This window comes from Allobosea sp. (genome assembly GCF_030695125.1).
In the GTDB taxonomy this organism is placed as follows: Bacteria; Pseudomonadota; Alphaproteobacteria; order Rhizobiales; family Beijerinckiaceae; genus Allobosea.
This window is the reverse complement of record NZ_JAUYTP010000038.1, coordinates 15,771-30,185: the sequence shown is the minus strand read 5'-3', so window position 1 is coordinate 30,185 and position 14,415 is coordinate 15,771. Positions and strand designations below refer to the sequence as shown.

At 65.1% G+C, this 14,415-nt stretch carries 12 protein-coding genes; 8 read left to right on the top strand and 4 right to left on the bottom strand.

Annotation, left to right across the window (positions count from 1 at the left end; translation table 11 throughout):
- The first annotated feature begins 165 nt into the window (after positions 1-165).
- From Q8S38_RS15695 to Q8S38_RS15675, 5 genes are all read left to right on the top strand, one after another.
- Complete coding sequence (locus Q8S38_RS15695; RefSeq protein ID WP_291820679.1) at positions 166-1,089, top strand: NAD(P)/FAD-dependent oxidoreductase; 924 nt, start codon at positions 166-168, stop codon at positions 1,087-1,089.
- Positions 1,090-1,362: 273 nt separating this feature from the next.
- Positions 1,363-1,713, top strand: a complete 351-nt coding sequence (locus Q8S38_RS15690; protein ID WP_152013997.1) for a hypothetical protein — start codon at positions 1,363-1,365, stop codon at positions 1,711-1,713.
- A 129-nt stretch (positions 1,714-1,842) separates the two neighbouring features.
- Positions 1,843-2,241, top strand: a complete 399-nt coding sequence (locus tag Q8S38_RS15685) for a FixH family protein (RefSeq protein ID WP_291820689.1) — start codon at positions 1,843-1,845, stop codon at positions 2,239-2,241.
- Positions 2,238-3,719: an efflux RND transporter periplasmic adaptor subunit gene (locus Q8S38_RS15680; RefSeq protein WP_305681348.1), complete on the top strand. Its 1,482-nt coding sequence runs from the start codon at positions 2,238-2,240 to the stop codon at positions 3,717-3,719. The genes Q8S38_RS15685 and Q8S38_RS15680 overlap by 4 nt, the downstream gene beginning before the upstream one ends.
- A complete protein-coding gene (locus Q8S38_RS15675; RefSeq protein ID WP_291820694.1) occupies positions 3,716-6,922 on the top strand; it encodes an efflux RND transporter permease subunit in 3,207 nt (1,068 codons plus the stop codon). Before Q8S38_RS15680 ends, Q8S38_RS15675 begins: the two co-directional genes overlap by 4 nt.
- Here the strand turns inward: Q8S38_RS15675 and Q8S38_RS15670 are convergent.
- Positions 6,905-7,369 carry a MerR family transcriptional regulator gene (locus Q8S38_RS15670; RefSeq protein WP_291820697.1) on the bottom strand — a complete coding sequence of 155 codons (465 nt, stop codon included), beginning with the start codon at positions 7,367-7,369 and terminating at the stop codon, positions 6,905-6,907. The genes Q8S38_RS15675 and Q8S38_RS15670 overlap by 18 nt on opposite strands.
- 41 nt (positions 7,370-7,410) lie before the next feature.
- Between Q8S38_RS15670 and Q8S38_RS15665 the strand changes: the two genes are divergently transcribed.
- Both Q8S38_RS15665 and Q8S38_RS15660 read left to right on the top strand, forming a co-directional pair.
- On the top strand, positions 7,411-7,851 hold the full coding sequence (locus Q8S38_RS15665; RefSeq protein WP_305681347.1) for a mercuric transporter MerT family protein: 441 nt from the start codon (positions 7,411-7,413) through the stop codon (positions 7,849-7,851).
- A 5-nt stretch (positions 7,852-7,856) separates the two neighbouring features.
- A complete protein-coding gene (locus Q8S38_RS15660) occupies positions 7,857-8,099 on the top strand; it encodes a GDCCVxC domain-containing (seleno)protein (protein ID WP_291820703.1) in 243 nt (80 codons plus the stop codon).
- A gap of 323 nt (positions 8,100-8,422) precedes the next feature.
- On the opposite strand, the gene cueR is transcribed toward Q8S38_RS15660, so the two are convergent.
- Together cueR and Q8S38_RS15650 are read right to left on the bottom strand one after the other, a co-directional pair.
- Positions 8,423-8,839 (bottom strand): Cu(I)-responsive transcriptional regulator, encoded by a 417-nt coding sequence (gene cueR, locus Q8S38_RS15655; protein WP_291820706.1) that lies wholly within the window; start codon positions 8,837-8,839, stop codon positions 8,423-8,425.
- 28 nt (positions 8,840-8,867) lie between these two features.
- Positions 8,868-11,408, bottom strand: coding sequence for a heavy metal translocating P-type ATPase (locus Q8S38_RS15650; RefSeq protein WP_291820708.1), 2,541 nt, complete (start codon positions 11,406-11,408; stop codon positions 8,868-8,870).
- A gap of 185 nt (positions 11,409-11,593) precedes the next feature.
- On the opposite strand from Q8S38_RS15650, the gene Q8S38_RS15645 reads away from it, so the two are divergent.
- Positions 11,594-11,866 carry a heavy-metal-associated domain-containing protein gene (locus tag Q8S38_RS15645; protein WP_291820711.1) on the top strand — a complete coding sequence of 91 codons (273 nt, stop codon included), beginning with the start codon at positions 11,594-11,596 and terminating at the stop codon, positions 11,864-11,866.
- 121 nt (positions 11,867-11,987) lie between these two features.
- Here the strand turns inward: Q8S38_RS15645 and Q8S38_RS15640 are convergent, their stop codons facing one another.
- Positions 11,988-14,249: a heavy metal translocating P-type ATPase gene (locus Q8S38_RS15640; protein ID WP_371125893.1), complete on the bottom strand. Its 2,262-nt coding sequence runs from the start codon at positions 14,247-14,249 to the stop codon at positions 11,988-11,990.
- Positions 14,250-14,415 lie beyond the last annotated feature (166 nt).

The window sequence follows — 14,415 nt, the reverse complement described above, 5'->3', positions numbered from 1 at the left end:
GACACGACGAGAATGATCCCGCCTGCGGTTGCGGATGGGCCGCAATCGGCACCGCCGGCCGCCTCGTCGGGCACTTCTACATCCACAACGGCGACGAGTCAGGCTTCGTCTGCGAACGCGTCTGACTTCTTCAACAGCCTGCTAGGAGCAGACAGCGCGCCGCTCGTGACCAACGAGGCCCGCAACCTCGACTGCCTTGTGATCGGCGGCGGTCCGGCCGGTCTGACGGCTGCGATTTATCTGGCCCGGTTTCATCTGTCTGTTTTGGTCGTGGACGGTGGAGAAAGCCGCGCGAGTTGGATCCCCGTCAGCCACAACCATGCCGGTTTCCCCGACGGGATAGGGGGATCAGAGCTTCTGGCGCGCATGAAGGCTCAGGCCAAGCAATATGGCTCCCGTTATATAGCCGCCGAGGTGACCTCGTTGACGAGAGATGGCGATCTGTTCGTGGCGATGGCCGGGGACTTGATCCTGCGCGCCCGCACGGTTCTGCTGGCGACCGGCGTTGTGAACCGCCGTCCCGCCATGGCAGATGATATGCATGCCCAGGCACTGTCGCGCGGCTTGATACGCTACTGTCCGATCTGCGATGGGTTCGAAGTGACGGATCGCCGCGTCGGCGTCATCGGCACCGCTGCGAACGGGCTCAATGAGGCCGAGTTCCTGCGCAGCTTCACGGCTGATGTAACATTGATTTCGCCTTACGGCCCGCACGATCTCGATGCATCTCAGCGACGACGCGTCCACAAGGCTGGCATCAAGCTGCTTGCAGGGCCCTGTCTTGCCTTTGATCTCCGGGAGAGGACGATCGCGGTGGCCATGCCCAACAAAAACATCGAATTCGACGCGATCTACCCGGCCTTGGGCAGCGAGGTCCGATGCAATCTTGCGGTTGGACTGGAGTCGATAGTTTCCAGTCGAGGATGCGTAACCGTCGATGCCAAGCAAAGGACCAATATACCAGGCCTGTATGCCGCGGGCGACGTAGTCGAGGGGCTCGACCAGATAAGTTATGCCACGGGACAGGCTGCTGTTGCCGCTACAGCTATTCGCAACGATCTAAACAACCGCCAACCTCTGCATCGATAGCTTTGGTCGGCACCGGCTTCGAGGTATTCGGACGGATCGACGGCGCCTCGGTCCACGTAAGCATCTTCAGGATGGCAACGTTAAGACGTCCGTTAACGTGACTCTCCGCCAGCAGGAGGCCTTGCGGCATGCGGCAGCGATCTGAGGTACTCGAGAAATTCGACCCGCAGCCGTTAAGTTTGTACTGGCCGTTCAGTTGCGATAACGACTGATTGACGCAATCTTGATGCCGCCGGCCTTTTGCCGGCGACACTGACATGACATTCTGCACTCATGAAGCTCCGGCTAGTCACGCATGCACTGATCCTGGCCCTGTTTCTGACGGCCGGCGTTCTTGCGGCCTATGTCAGCCCGGCGACCGCCGGCATGGCGCGTGACTCCGCTGGCGTCGAGCAGAGAATGGAAGCGGGCATGCCGTGCTGCCCGTCGGATCAGGATGGTCCAAAAGATTGCACGACGAACTGCCCGGCGCTGACCTTCTGCCTCGCCAAGTGTTTCGCGGGCGGAACGACCAAATCTGTCGCAATTGCTGGCCCGGTCATGGCTGTCGTCGCTCCTCTCGGCGACGACGCCAAGCGCACGTCGCAGAGCTTCGCGCCGCCCGCGAGACCCCCCCGAAGCTGATACATCGCCGGCGCGCCAGCGCCTGCTCCGCCCGCACGGCGCTGTCCGGGCGGTCGGTGAGCTGTGGCCCCGCGCCACGCAACGAGCCGTGCTCAAGCGCGGCAGCCTTATCCATTCGGGATATCCGTCATGTTTTCCATCAAGTCCTTGCGCGCGCTCGCCGCCGCGCTTCCGCTCGTCCTCTCCACGTTTCCGGCCTTCGCCGACATCAAGGACTACGAATTCCAGCTCACGCAAAAGGAACTCAAGCAGGGCCACGGCGTCATCGTCACCGTCCGGCTCGTCGACAAACGCACCGGCAAGCCGGTGCCCGACGCGGTGATCTTCGCCAGCCGCATCGACATGGAGCCGGACGGCATGGCCACGATGGCCTCGAAGCTCGAGCCCGTGCCTGCGACCGAGCCGGGCAGCTACAGCTTCAGGACCAACCTCACCATGGAGGGCGGCTGGCGGCTTTCGCTGGGGGCCAAGGTGCAGGGTGAGGACGGCACGGTCGAAAGCCGTCTGATCCTGAAGGCCACCCCATGAAGCGAGTCCTGCTCTCGATCCTCGCTCTCGCCGCCGTTACGGCGGCGGGCGCGGGGGGCTATGCCGCCGGAACGCGCGGGCTCGTCCTGCCTGGCCTCGACCGGCTCCATCATGCATTCATCGCCAGATCGCCGGTCGCACCCCAAGCGGGGCCAGCCGCCGCCACAGGGCCGATCGCCTATTACCGCCATCCAGACGGCGCGCCATTCTACGCGGCCGAACCCCGTAAAACCGAGGACGGTCGCGACTTCCTGCCCGTCAGCGCCAGCGAAGAAATCAGCTTCGATCCGGCTGCGGCAAAGTCGGCGCAGACGGTCGCCGAGACAGCCACGACCACCGGGGCAGAGCGAAAATTGCTCTACTACCGCAACCCGATGGGTCTGCCCGACACCTCCCCAATACCCAAAAAGGACTGGATGGGGATGGACTACCTGCCGGTCTATGCAGGCCAAGAGGCCGACGACAAGGTGATCAAGCTTTCGCCCGGACGCATCCAGCGCAGCGGCGTACGTTCCGAGCCGGTCGTCCGCCAGGCGATCAGCCGGCCGATCCGGGTGCCCGGCACGGTGCAGCTCGACGAGCGCCGCGTCTCCGTCGTCGCGACGCGCTCGGACGCCTTCATCCAGGAGGTGGCGCCGGTCACCACCGGCGACCGCGTCGCCAAGGGGGATCGTCTGGTCAAAATCTATTCGCCCGAGATCACGGCGGCGGGCGCGCAGTTCGTGTCTGAACTCAACGCCTCCGGGCGAGGCGTGCCCGAAGGCGGCGCGCGCCAGCGGCTGGAGAACCTGGGCGTGCAGCCTGAAATCGTCGCCGAGATCGAGCGGACCCGGAAGGTGCCGTTGACGATCGTCTGGTCGGCTCCGCGAGACGGCATCGTGCTGGAGCGCAACGTCGTCGACGGCATGAAGATGGCGTCCGGCGACAGCCTGTTCCGGCTGGCCGATATCTCGACGATCTGGGTGCTGGCCGATGTCCCGGAAGTCGATCTGGCCGCGATCCGCATCGGCGCGCCGGCCACGATCCGCCTGCGCGGGCGGCCGGGAACGGAGTTCGCGGGCAAGGTCGGCCTGATCTATCCGCAGGTAGCCGAGGCGACGCGGACCACCAAGGTTCGCATCGAGATCGACAATCGCGAAGGCATGCTGCTGCCCAACATGTACGCCGATGTCGAGATCGGCTCCGGTGAGTTCGGTCTGGTCCTCGCTGTCCCCGATAGTGCCGTGATCGACTCTGGCACGCGCCGCGTCGTCATCCTCGATCGTGGCGAGGGCCGCTTCGAGCCGCGCGAGGTCCAGCTTGGCCAGCGCGGCGAAGGCATGGTCACGATCAGCGAGGGTGTGAAGGATGGCGATCGCGTCGTTGTCTCGGCCAACTTCCTGATCGACGCGGAGAGCAACCTGAAAGCTGCGCTGAGCGGGCTCGGCACGCCGGAGGCAAAAGGGGCTGAGACGACGCCTGCGGAACCAAAGCCATGATCGCCCGCCTGATCGCCTGGTCTGCCCGCAACCTCGTCCTCGTCTTCGTCGCCACGGCGTTCGCTGTCGCGGCCGGGGTCTATGCGGTCCGGACGCTGCCGCTCGACGCCATCCCCGATCTCTCCGACGTGCAGGTCATCGTTTACACCGAATATCCCGGCCAGGCCCCTCAGGTGATCGAGGATCAGGTCACCTATCCGCTGACGACCTCGATGTTGACGGTGCCGAAGGCCCGCGTCGTGCGCGGCTTCTCCTTCTTTGGCGTCTCCTTCGTCTATGTCATCTTCGACGATGGCACCGACCCGTACTGGGCGCGCTCGCGCGTGCTCGAATATCTCAACGCCGCTGCCCGCCGGCTTCCGGCCGGCGTCACGCCGACGCTGGGGCCAGACGCAACCGGCGTCGGCTGGGTCTACCAGTATGCCGTCATGGCCAAGAATATGTCGCTGGCCGAGTTGCGCTCGGTCCAGGACTGGTTGGTGCGCTACGCCGCCTCGCGCGCCGAGGGCGTGGCCGAGGTCGCCAGCGTCGGCGGCTTCGTCAAGCAATATGCCATCGTGGTCGATCCGGTCCGGCTGCGGGCGCAAGGGGTGTCGCTGTCGATCCTTCGCGAGGCCGTGCGCAACAGCAACATGGATGTCGGCGGACGGACCGTCGAGCTGGCCGAGTTCGAGTTCGTGGTGCGCGGGCGCGGCTATCTGAAGTCGATTGCCGATATCGAGAACATCGTGCTCCGGACCGAGCGCGGCGCGCCCTTGCGGCTCGCCGACGTCGCCCGCGTCGAGCTCGGGCCCGACGAGCGGCGCGGCATCACCGAACTCAATGGCGAGGGCGAGGTCGCCAGCGGCATCGTGCTTCAGCGCTTCGGGGCTAATGCGCTCGGCGTTATCGAGCGCGCCAAGGCGAGGCTCGCCGAGATCGCCGCGACCTTGCCGGGCGGAGCCGAGATCGTGCCGGTCTACGACCGTTCGCAGCTGATCGAGCGGGCGATCCAGACCTTGAAGGTGACGCTGATCGAGGAGAGCGTCATCGTCGCGCTGGTCTGCATCGTCTTTCTCCTGCATCTGCGTAGCGCGCTGGTGGCGATCCTGATGCTCCCCGTGGGCATCCTGATCGCGTTCGCGGCTATGAAGGCGCTGGGGCTGGGCTCCAACATCATGAGCCTGGGGGGCATCGCGATCGCGGTCGGCGCGATGATCGACGCAGCCATCGTCATGATCGAAAACGCCCACAAGCATCTCGAGCGCGCGCCGCCGGGCAAGCCGCGCATCGAGATTATTATCGAGGCGGCCAGCGAGGTCGGGCCGGCGCTGTTCTTCAGCCTGCTCGTGATCACCGTCTCGTTCCTGCCGATCTTCACGCTGGAGGGCGAGGAGGGCCGGCTGTTCGGGCCGCTCGCCTACACCAAGACCTTCGCCATGGCAGCCGCCGCCGTCCTGTCGGTGACGCTGGTACCAGCCCTGATGGTCGTCTTCGTGCGCGGCCGGATCATCCCGGAGCAGAGGAACCCGATCAACCGGGCACTGATCGCGCTCTACCGCCCGCTGATCAAGGGCGTGCTCAAGGCCAAAACGCTGACGATCCTGCTGGCGCTCGCCGTGCTCGGCGTCAGCGTCTGGCCGGCGCGGCAGCTCGGCTCGGAGTTCATGCCGACGCTGAACGAGGGCACGCTGATGTACATGCCCACGACCCTGCCGGGCATATCGGTGACCAAGGCGGCCGAACTGCTCCAGACCCAGAACCAGATCATCCGATCCTTTCCGGAGGTTGCCTCGGTCTACGGCAAGGCCGGGCGGGCCCAGACCGCGACGGACCCTGCCCCGACGGAGATGTTCGAGACCATCATCAACCTGAAGCCGCAGGAGCAATGGCGTACAGGGGTTACCGCCGACACGCTCAAGGCCGAGATGGACAAGGCGCTGCAGTTTCCCGGCATCTCGAACGCTTGGACGCAGCCGATCCGCGCCCGAATCGACATGCTGGCGACCGGCATCCGCACCCCGATCGGCATCAAGGTCTTTGGCGACGATCTGACGAAGATGGAAGGCGTCGCGCGCCAGATCGAGACCGTTCTGAAGGCCGTGCCGGGCACCACCAGCGCCTATGCCGAGCGCGTTATTGGTGGCTATTTCCTCGACATCGTGCCCGACCGGATCGCGCTTGGGCGCTACGGGCTTTCGGTCGGCGACGTGCAGGGCGCGGTGGTGATGGCGATGGGCGGAGAGACTGTCACGACGACGGTCGAGGGCCGGGAGCGCTATGGCGTCACCATCCGCTATCCACGCGACTTGCGCTCCGACCCACAGTCGATCGCCCGCGAGGTTCAGGTGACGATGCCGTCGGGCGGTTCGATCCCGCTTGGCGAGGTCGCGAAAATCGAGCGCAAGCGCGGTGCAACCACGATCCGCACCGAGAACGGCCAACTTGCGATCTACATCTTCGTCGATATCGCCGGGCGCGATCTCGGCGGCTATGTCCGCGAGGCGCAAGGAGCGATCGCGAAAGCCGTCCAGCTCCCAACCGGCTATCGCGTCGCCTGGAGCGGGCAGTTCGAATATCTCGAGCGGGCCGAGGCGCGGCTCAAGATCGTCGTTCCCGTCACGCTGGCGATCATCTTCCTGCTGCTCTACCTCAACTTCCGCCGGCTGACCGAAACGCTCATCGTCATGCTGTCGCTGCCCTTTGCCCTGGTTGGCGGCGTCTGGCTACTCTGGTGGCAGGGGTTCAACATGTCGGTGGCGGTCGCGGTCGGCTTCATCGCGCTGGCGGGCGTCGCGGCCGAGACCGGGGTGATCATGCTGATCTACCTCGACCAGGCGCTGAAGGAGGTGCGCGCGCGCTGCGCGGCGCAAGGGCGCGCGTTCACACGCGCCGATCTGCAAGAGGCGATCACGCTGGGCGCGGTCGAGCGGCTGCGGCCCAAGATCATGACCGTGATCGCGATCATGGCGGGCCTGCTGCCGATCCTGTGGAACACCGGCACGGGCTCTGAGGTGATGCAGCGCATCGCCACCCCGATGATCGGCGGCATGGTCTCCTCGACCGTGCTGACGCTGCTGGTGATTCCGGCGATCTACGGGCTGGTAAAGGGATGGGGGCTGCCGAAGGCGGCGGCCGGGCTGTCAAGGCCAAATTCGACAGATGGCGGCGTCAAGTCGGGCACAGCCTCCAGTATGGCCGTCGTGTCAGAGCCTGTCCAGTGAGCTATCGTGCGTCGTCATTCCAGCGCGCGGTAGCGAGGTTTCAGGTCCGAGCATGTCGAGCACGGGACATTGCGCGAGCGGCTCACTGGTGCATCGCGCCACGGATGCGGCGAGGATGCTCTCCAGCCTCGTCAGGTCCGCGAGCTTGTGACGCACCTCGGTCAGGTGCGTCGCCGCGATGTCCTTGGCCTCCGCGCAGGAGCCATGGCGGGGGTCGTTCAGGACCAGGAGGGCGCGAACCTCTTCGATGCTGAACCCCAACCCGCGCCCTCGGCGAATGAAAGCCAGCCGTCTGACATGGACGTCATCGTAGACGCGATGACCGCCCGGCGTGCGGGGCGGCGCAGGCATCAGCCCGATGGTCTCGTAGTAGCGGATCGTCTCGAGATTGACGCCTGCGGCTTTCGCAAGCTGTCCAGCGGCAAGGCCTCGCGCCTTCGTGAGCATAGGGGGCTTGATCCCGTAGTGGCTACCGGAGGCAGAGTGACATGGATCGGACCGGAGAGCTATTCATGATCAGCGCTGAACTCGGACAATCTGGCGCGACGAAGCCTCTCCCGGCGCCCTCGACGGGCGTCCTGGCGGGGACGGGCCTCGTCGTCGGAGCCGGAGCTCTGATCGCATCCTCTTGCTGCGTCTTGCCGATGGCGCTTGCAGGGCTTGGCGTGACCGGCGCGGTCTTCAGCGGCCTTGCGGTACTGGCCAATATCCGGCCGTTTCTCATCGCCGGCGCGGCGGTCATGCTGGCCCTCGGCTGGGCATTTTTCTTCTGGCGACGTCGCAGCGCGAGATGTGATGGCGAGACCTGCGCCAAACTGGAGCGATCGGGCCGCACGATAGGGCTGCTCGGCGTCGGCTCTCTGGTCATCGGACTGGCTCTGGTGTGGGGCCCTTACGTCGAGCCAGCCCTGCTCAAGCTGGCGCGGTGATTTTCATGGAACTTCAATCGACGCTGACCTGCCCGCACTGCTCCCATCAGGCGACAGAGACGATGCCCATCGACGCCTGCTGGTTCTTCTACGAGTGCAAGAGTTGCGGCGTGCTGCTGAGACCGCTGGAAGGAGACTGCTGCGTGTTCTGTTCCTATGGCGCGACGCCCTGTCCTCCGATTCAGGCCGCCGATGGAAAGTCGTCAGCGGCGGCCTGCTGTGGACCTCCGACAGCGGGCCCGAACTGAGTCCGGCGGCGGATCGGGGACTGTTTCGAAGCAACTGCGCATCGGATCCGGCATTCATCAGCCCGATCATCCAGTGCGTGTCCGCCAATAAAACTGGTGCGTGGTGACGCATGTCCAGTACGATGTTGTGCGGGGTTATGCGGCATGGGCGCCGCGCCTGTTCCGGAACCGGTACATGGCGGCCATGGCAATTCCAAGCACTGACTGCAGGGACTGAGATCCGCGTGCGGTGACGGGCCGACAGGTGGCAGTGATCGGGAGGGTCCACCACCGCTCACTCGGCTGTCGGACGCGCGGTTGGGGTAAGCCTTGGACCCTCCCCGCTATTGCTCATGGGGCGGCTGATCGTATCCGGGTAGCGCCATATCGGCCAGGATCGGGCATTCTGGGCGGTCGTCGCCGTGGCAGGTCCGAGCGAGATGCCGGAGTGTGAGCGACATGCCTTGAAGCTCTTCGATCTTAGTTTCGAGATCGCGCACGTGCTTCATCGCGAAGCGCTTTACGTCGGCGCTCGCCCGGCTCTTGTCGCGCCAGAGCGCCAGAAGTTGGCGGGCCTCCTCGATAGAGAACCCGAGCGTGCGAGCTCGCTTGATGAAGCGAAGCTCGTGAATCTCTTCGGTCGCGTAGATCCGGTACCCGGCCTCCGTCCGGATTGGCGGCTCGATGAGGCCGATGCTCTCGTAGTAGCGGATCATCTTCGCCGTCACGCCGGATGCCGTCGCCGCCTGTCCGATGTTCATGTCGATGTCTCCTATGACTGTGGCGAGTTCATTGCGCAGCGGCTAGCGCTGTCGGCCTCGTCGGGCTCGGTTCCACCCGCTTCGACCCGCCGAAGCGCTTGAGCCTCAGGGCGTTGGTTAGGACGCTGACGCTCGAAAGGGCCATGGCTAGGCCGGCGAACATGGGCGACATCAGGATACCGAAGGCTGGGTAGAGCGCGCCGGCCGCGACGGGGATGAGCACGACGTTGTATCCAAAGGCCCAGACGAGGTTCTGGCGGATGTTGGCGATCGTCGCCTGCGACAGGGCGATGGCCTTGGCGACTCCCTCCAGATCGCCGGACATCAGGACGACGTCGGCACTCTCGATCGCGATGTCTGTCCCAGTACCAATCGCGATGCCGACATCCGCCTGCGCCAGCGCCGGCGCGTCGTTGATCCCGTCCCCCACGAAGGCGACGCGGCCGCCTCCGGCCTGTAGCGACTTGACCACTTCGGCCTTGTCGGTAGGCAGAACTTCGGCGATGACCTCGTCGATTCCGAGCCGGCGCGCGATGGCCTGCGCCGTGCGTGCGTTGTCGCCGGTGACCATAACGATGCGCAGGCCCAGCTGGTGCAGCGCGGCGATTGCGGCGGGCGTCGTCTCCTTCACGGGGTCTGCAACCGCTATAATGGCCGCGAGCCTGCCGTCGATCGCGGCGTAAAGCGGCGTCTTGCCCGCGTTGCCAAGTTGCGCGGCCTGCTCGGCGAACGCCGATAGATCGAGGCCCAGCCGCCGCATCAACCGGTCGGCGCCGACCTCGATGCGACGACCCTCGACACTTGCCGCGACACCGAAACCGGGCTCGCTGGAGAAGTCCGCCGGCTCGGCCAGCCCCAGCCCGCGCTGCCGCGCACCGGCGACGATCGCATCGGCCACAGGATGCTCGGAGAGGGATTCCACCGAGGCGACGAGGCGCAGCACCTCGTCTTCCTTGAACCCTTCCGTGACGGCGATGTCGGTCAACTCCGGCCGGCCCTTGGTCAGCGTGCCTGTCTTATCGAGGGCGATGACCGTCGAATCCTTGAGGCTCTGCAGCGCCACGCCCTGCCGGAACAGGATGCCGAGTTCGGCGCCCTTGCCGGTGCCGACCATGATCGAGGTTGGCGTCGCCAGCCCCATCGCGCAGGGGCAGGCGATGATCAGCACGGCGACGGCGTTGACAAGCGCATACGACAGCGCGGGGCTTGGACCGAACGCTAACCAGGCCGTGAAGGTCAGGAGAGCCAGTCCGATGACGGCTGGGACGAACCACATCGTCACCTTGTCGACGAGCGCCTGGATCGGCAGTTTCGAGCCCTGCGCAGCCTCGACCGTGCGCACGATCTGCGCCAGCAGCGTATCGGCCCCGACTCTCTCGGCGGTGAAGCGGAAGGCGCCCGCGCCGTTTATTGTCCCGCCCGTGACTGCAGAACCGGGTTGCTTTCGGGCCGGGATCGGCTCGCCGGTGATCATCGCCTCGTCGACATAGGATGATCCCGATACGACATCGCCATCGACGGGGATGCGTTCGCCTGGACGCACGATCACGACGTCGCCCGCGACCACGGTCTCGATGGCGACATCGATCTCGTTGCCGTCTCGCAGCACGCGGGCCGACTTGGCTTGGAGCGACAGTAGGCGGCGAATGGCCTCGCTCGTCGAGCCCTTGGCGCGCGCTTCGAGCCAACGCCCCATCAGGATCAGCGTGACGATTACCGCGGCGGCCTCGAAATAGGTGTAATTGGTGCCATCCGGCAGCAGGCCGGGCATGAACGTCGCGACGCTGGAGTAGACGAAGGCGGCGGTCGTGCCGAGCGCGACGAGCGAGTTCATGTCTGGCGCGCCGCGCATCAGCGCGGGCCACCCCTTCCGAATGAAGCGCTGGCCAGGCACCGCGATCACGAAGCCGGCGAGCAGGAACGAAAGCACCTTGATGTTGAACTCGCCGACCCAGCCGGCAAGAAAATGATGCAGCGCCTCGGACATGTGCATGCCCATCTCGAAGACGAGCAGCGGCAGGGTCGCGATGGCCGCGATCGTGACGTCACGGCGCAGTTCCGACAGCTCGGCGTCGCGCGCCCGACGCTCGCGGTCGGAGGTGTCCACCGCGTCTCCGGCCTGTTCGGCGTCATAGCCGGCGGCGGCAACCGCCTTGACGAGTTCTGATGTCATTTCCGAGCCGCCCAGCACGCGCACAGAGGCCCGCCCAGTCGCAAGATTGACCGTGGCTTCGAGGGCGCCCGGTACCGCCGCAAGCGCGCGCTCGACACGTCCGACGCAAGAGGCGCAGGTCATGCCCGAAATACTCAGAACGACGATGGTCTCCCTCGGTTCGTAGCCTGCCTTTCGGATGGCCAAATCGATAGCCGCGGTATCGACTTTTCCAGAGCTGACGGCGATGTGGGCCCGCTGAGTCGCCAAGTTCACCGAAACGCTGTCAACGCCCTCCACGGCAAGGACCGCCCGCTCGACGCGGCCCACGCATGAGGCGCAGGTCATGCCTTCGACGGGAACATCGAAATGTCTGGAGGGCAAGGCTGCATTTCTGGCCACCGTTGCAGTCGACATAACGTATCTCCGAGCTGTCATGGCATGCGGTATGGAGCTTCCCACCATTGTAAGGTCAAGCGCTATCGGCGACATCGGCTCAAGATTTTTGGGGCTCCGGAAAGAGGTCAAGATGCCACTTGACCTTACCACTGTGGAAAGCTGCAGCCTCCCTTTGACCCGCACACCAACAGGAAGCTTCAGCCATGTGCTCTTGCCAGAAACCTTCGAACGCAACTTCTCAGACCGTCCCAACCCCGTCGCAGTCCGGATTACATTTTCGGGTCGACGACATGACCTGCGGGCACTGCGCCGACACGATCAAGAAGGCGATCGAGACGACCGTGCCCGGCACCACAGTCAACGCGGATCCCGCCTCTAAGCTTGTGAGCGTGACAGGCCCCGCAGACTTCGCTGCGCTCAGAGCGATCGTGACCGCGGCAGGTTATACGCCCAGCGCGTCTCCCGTCGCTGCCTGACCGAGCGCCAAGGGCAAAGCGGCAGGAAAGATCAATATTCTGGCCATGCTCGTGCTAACGGGCGTGGCCAGTAACCCGACGGAGGGACTGGCCACGCGGAGCGGGATGCGCCAAGGCAGGTCTACAGGCGAATTGTCCGCAGCCTGATCGCGTTGGCGATGACGCTGACGGACGAGAGTGCCATGGCCGCTGCGGCGATGATCGGCGAGAGCAGGACGCCGAAGATCGGATAGAGAACGCCAGCGGCGATCGGGATACCCGCGGCGTTGTAGACGAATGCGAAGAACAGGTTCTGGCGGATATTGCTCATCGTCGCCTGCGACAGATGCCTGGCCCGCACGATCCCGTTCAGGTCGCCCTTCAGCAGCGTTAGGCCCGCACTCTCGATGGCCACGTCGGTGCCCGATCCCATGGCGATCCCGACATCGGCTGCCGCCAGCGCAGGCGCGTCGTTGACGCCATCGCCGGCCATCGCGACGACCCGTCCCTCGCGCTTGAATTTCTCCACGACGGCGCTCTTCTGCTCCGGCAAGACATCCGCTTCGATCTCGGTGATGCCGAGCCGCCGCGCCACGGCTTCCGCCGTGGTCCTGTTGTCACCGGTCAGCATGACGACCCGGATGCCTTCTTCCTTTAGTGCCGCCAAGGCCGAGGGGGTCGATTCCTTGACCGGATCGGCGATGGCGATCGTGCCTGCGACTTGTCCGTCGATGCCGATGAAGATGGCGGTCGCACCTTCGCGCCGCAGGTCGTCGGCGGCTGCCGCGAGGGGCGCGACATCGACGCCGTGCTCGGCCATGAACGCCGCGTTGCCGATGACCACTTTGCGGCCGTCGACCGTGCCAAGCGCACCTTTACCAGTCGGAGAGTCGAAGTCCGCTACCACCGACGTCTTGATGTTTCGGGTGACGGCAGCCGCCACGATGGCGACCGCCAGAGGATGTTCGCTGGCCTTCTCGACGCTGGCAGCCAGCCTGAGGATCTCGGTCTCTTCAAAGCTCTCGGAGGAGACGATCGCGGTAACCGCCGGTTTGCCCTCGGTGAGCGTGCCCGTCTTGTCGACCACGAGCGTATCGACCTTCTCCATGCGCTCCAGTGCTTCGGCGTTCTTGATCAGGACGCCGACCTCGGCGCCGCGCCCCACGCCGACCATGATCGACATCGGCGTTGCCAGCCCCAGTGCACAGGGGCAGGCGATGATGAGGACCGAGACGGCCGCCACGAGCCCGAAGGCCAAGCGTGGCTCGGGCCCCCAGATCGCCCAGGCTCCAAAGGCGAGTAATGCCATCGCGATGACGACGGGTACGAAGTAGCCCGCGACCTGATCGGCGAGTCGCTGGATTGGTGCGCGGCTCCGCTGCGCCTTGGCGACGAGCTGGACGATCTGCGCGAGCATGCTGTCATGACCGACACGCTTGGCCTCGATGATCAGACTGCCCGACTGGTTCATTGTGCCGCCGATGACGTGATCGCCGACTGTTTTCGTAGTCGGCATCGACTCGCCGGTGACCATCGATTCATCGATGGAGCTTCGTCCTTCCATGACGTCCCCATCGACCGGGACTTTCTCGCCGGGCCGGACACGCAGGCGGTGCCCGACTGCGACAGCATCGAGCGTGACTTCCTCCTCGCGGCCATCGTCCAAGATGCGGCGAGCTGTCTTAGGCGCTAGATCGAGCAGCGCCCGGATAGCGCCACTGGTGCTTTCGCGTGCACGCAGTTCCAAGACCTGTCCGAGGAGGACGAGGACGGTAATCACGGCAGCGGCCTCGAAATAGACCGCGACCGAGCCGTCCTGGCTGCGGAACGCCTGCGGGAAAATGCCGGGTGCGAGCGTTGCAACCACGCTGTAGATCCAAGCCACGCCCGTGCCCATGGCAATCAACGTGAACATGTTGAGGTTGCGGGTCAGGATCGACTGCCAGCCGCGCTCGAAGAACGGCCACCCGGCCCAGAGTACGACAGGCGTCGCCAGAGCAAACTGGATCCAGTTGGACAGGTTGCGGGGTATCAGGTGATCAAGCCCGGTAAGGTGACCTCCCATCTCGATTGCGAAGACGGGTGCCGCCAGAACCAGCCCGATCCAGAACCGGCGTGTCATATCGATGAGCTCGGCGTTGGGCTTGGCTTCGGCGCTGACGTCGACCGGCTCGAGCGCCATGCCGCAGATCGGGCATTGACCGGGGCCCACCTGCCGGATCTGGGGATGCATCGGACAGGTATAGATCTCTCCCTCCGAAGCCGCTGTCGTCTTGGCTGGTGCTGTCGCGAGGTATTTCAGGGGTTCCGCGACGAATTTCGTCCGGCAGCCCGAAGAGCAGAAGTGATATGGCTTGCCCTCGAACTCGGCATGATGAGCCGTCGTCGCGGAATCGACCGTCATGCCGCAGACTGGGTCCTTCTCATCAGGTACCGGCTGCGGGCGTGAGGTGCCGTGGCCTTGGCTTGTCGCCAACGCGCTTGGCGCAGGCCCCGACGAAGATGCGGTGTTCGGCTCCGTGGCAGCAACGTGGTCGGCATTCATGGCGAGCCTCAATTCGGTTGTCCGG

Bases quoted from the DNA above. Each gene is read 5' to 3' on its own strand.
- Q8S38_RS15690 (WP_152013997.1), top strand. From the start codon at position 1,363: ATGAAGCTCCGGCTAGTCACGCATGCACTGATCCTGGCCCTGTTTCTG.
- Q8S38_RS15685 (WP_291820689.1), top strand. From the start codon at position 1,843: ATGTTTTCCATCAAGTCCTTGCGCGCGCTCGCCGCCGCGCTTCCGCTC.
- Q8S38_RS15680 (WP_305681348.1), top strand. From the start codon at position 2,238: ATGAAGCGAGTCCTGCTCTCGATCCTCGCTCTCGCCGCCGTTACGGCG.
- Q8S38_RS15675 (WP_291820694.1), top strand. From the start codon at position 3,716: ATGATCGCCCGCCTGATCGCCTGGTCTGCCCGCAACCTCGTCCTCGTC.
- Q8S38_RS15670 (WP_291820697.1), bottom strand. From the start codon at position 7,369: ATGCTCACGAAGGCGCGAGGCCTTGCCGCTGGACAGCTTGCGAAAGCC.
- Q8S38_RS15665 (WP_305681347.1), top strand. From the start codon at position 7,411: ATGGATCGGACCGGAGAGCTATTCATGATCAGCGCTGAACTCGGACAA.
- Q8S38_RS15660 (WP_291820703.1), top strand. From the start codon at position 7,857: ATGGAACTTCAATCGACGCTGACCTGCCCGCACTGCTCCCATCAGGCG.
- cueR (WP_291820706.1), bottom strand. From the start codon at position 8,839: ATGAACATCGGACAGGCGGCGACGGCATCCGGCGTGACGGCGAAGATG.
- Q8S38_RS15650 (WP_291820708.1), bottom strand. From the start codon at position 11,408: ATGTCGACTGCAACGGTGGCCAGAAATGCAGCCTTGCCCTCCAGACAT.
- Q8S38_RS15645 (WP_291820711.1), top strand. From the start codon at position 11,594: ATGTGCTCTTGCCAGAAACCTTCGAACGCAACTTCTCAGACCGTCCCA.
- Q8S38_RS15640 (WP_371125893.1), bottom strand. From the start codon at position 14,249: ATGACGGTCGATTCCGCGACGACGGCTCATCATGCCGAGTTCGAGGGC.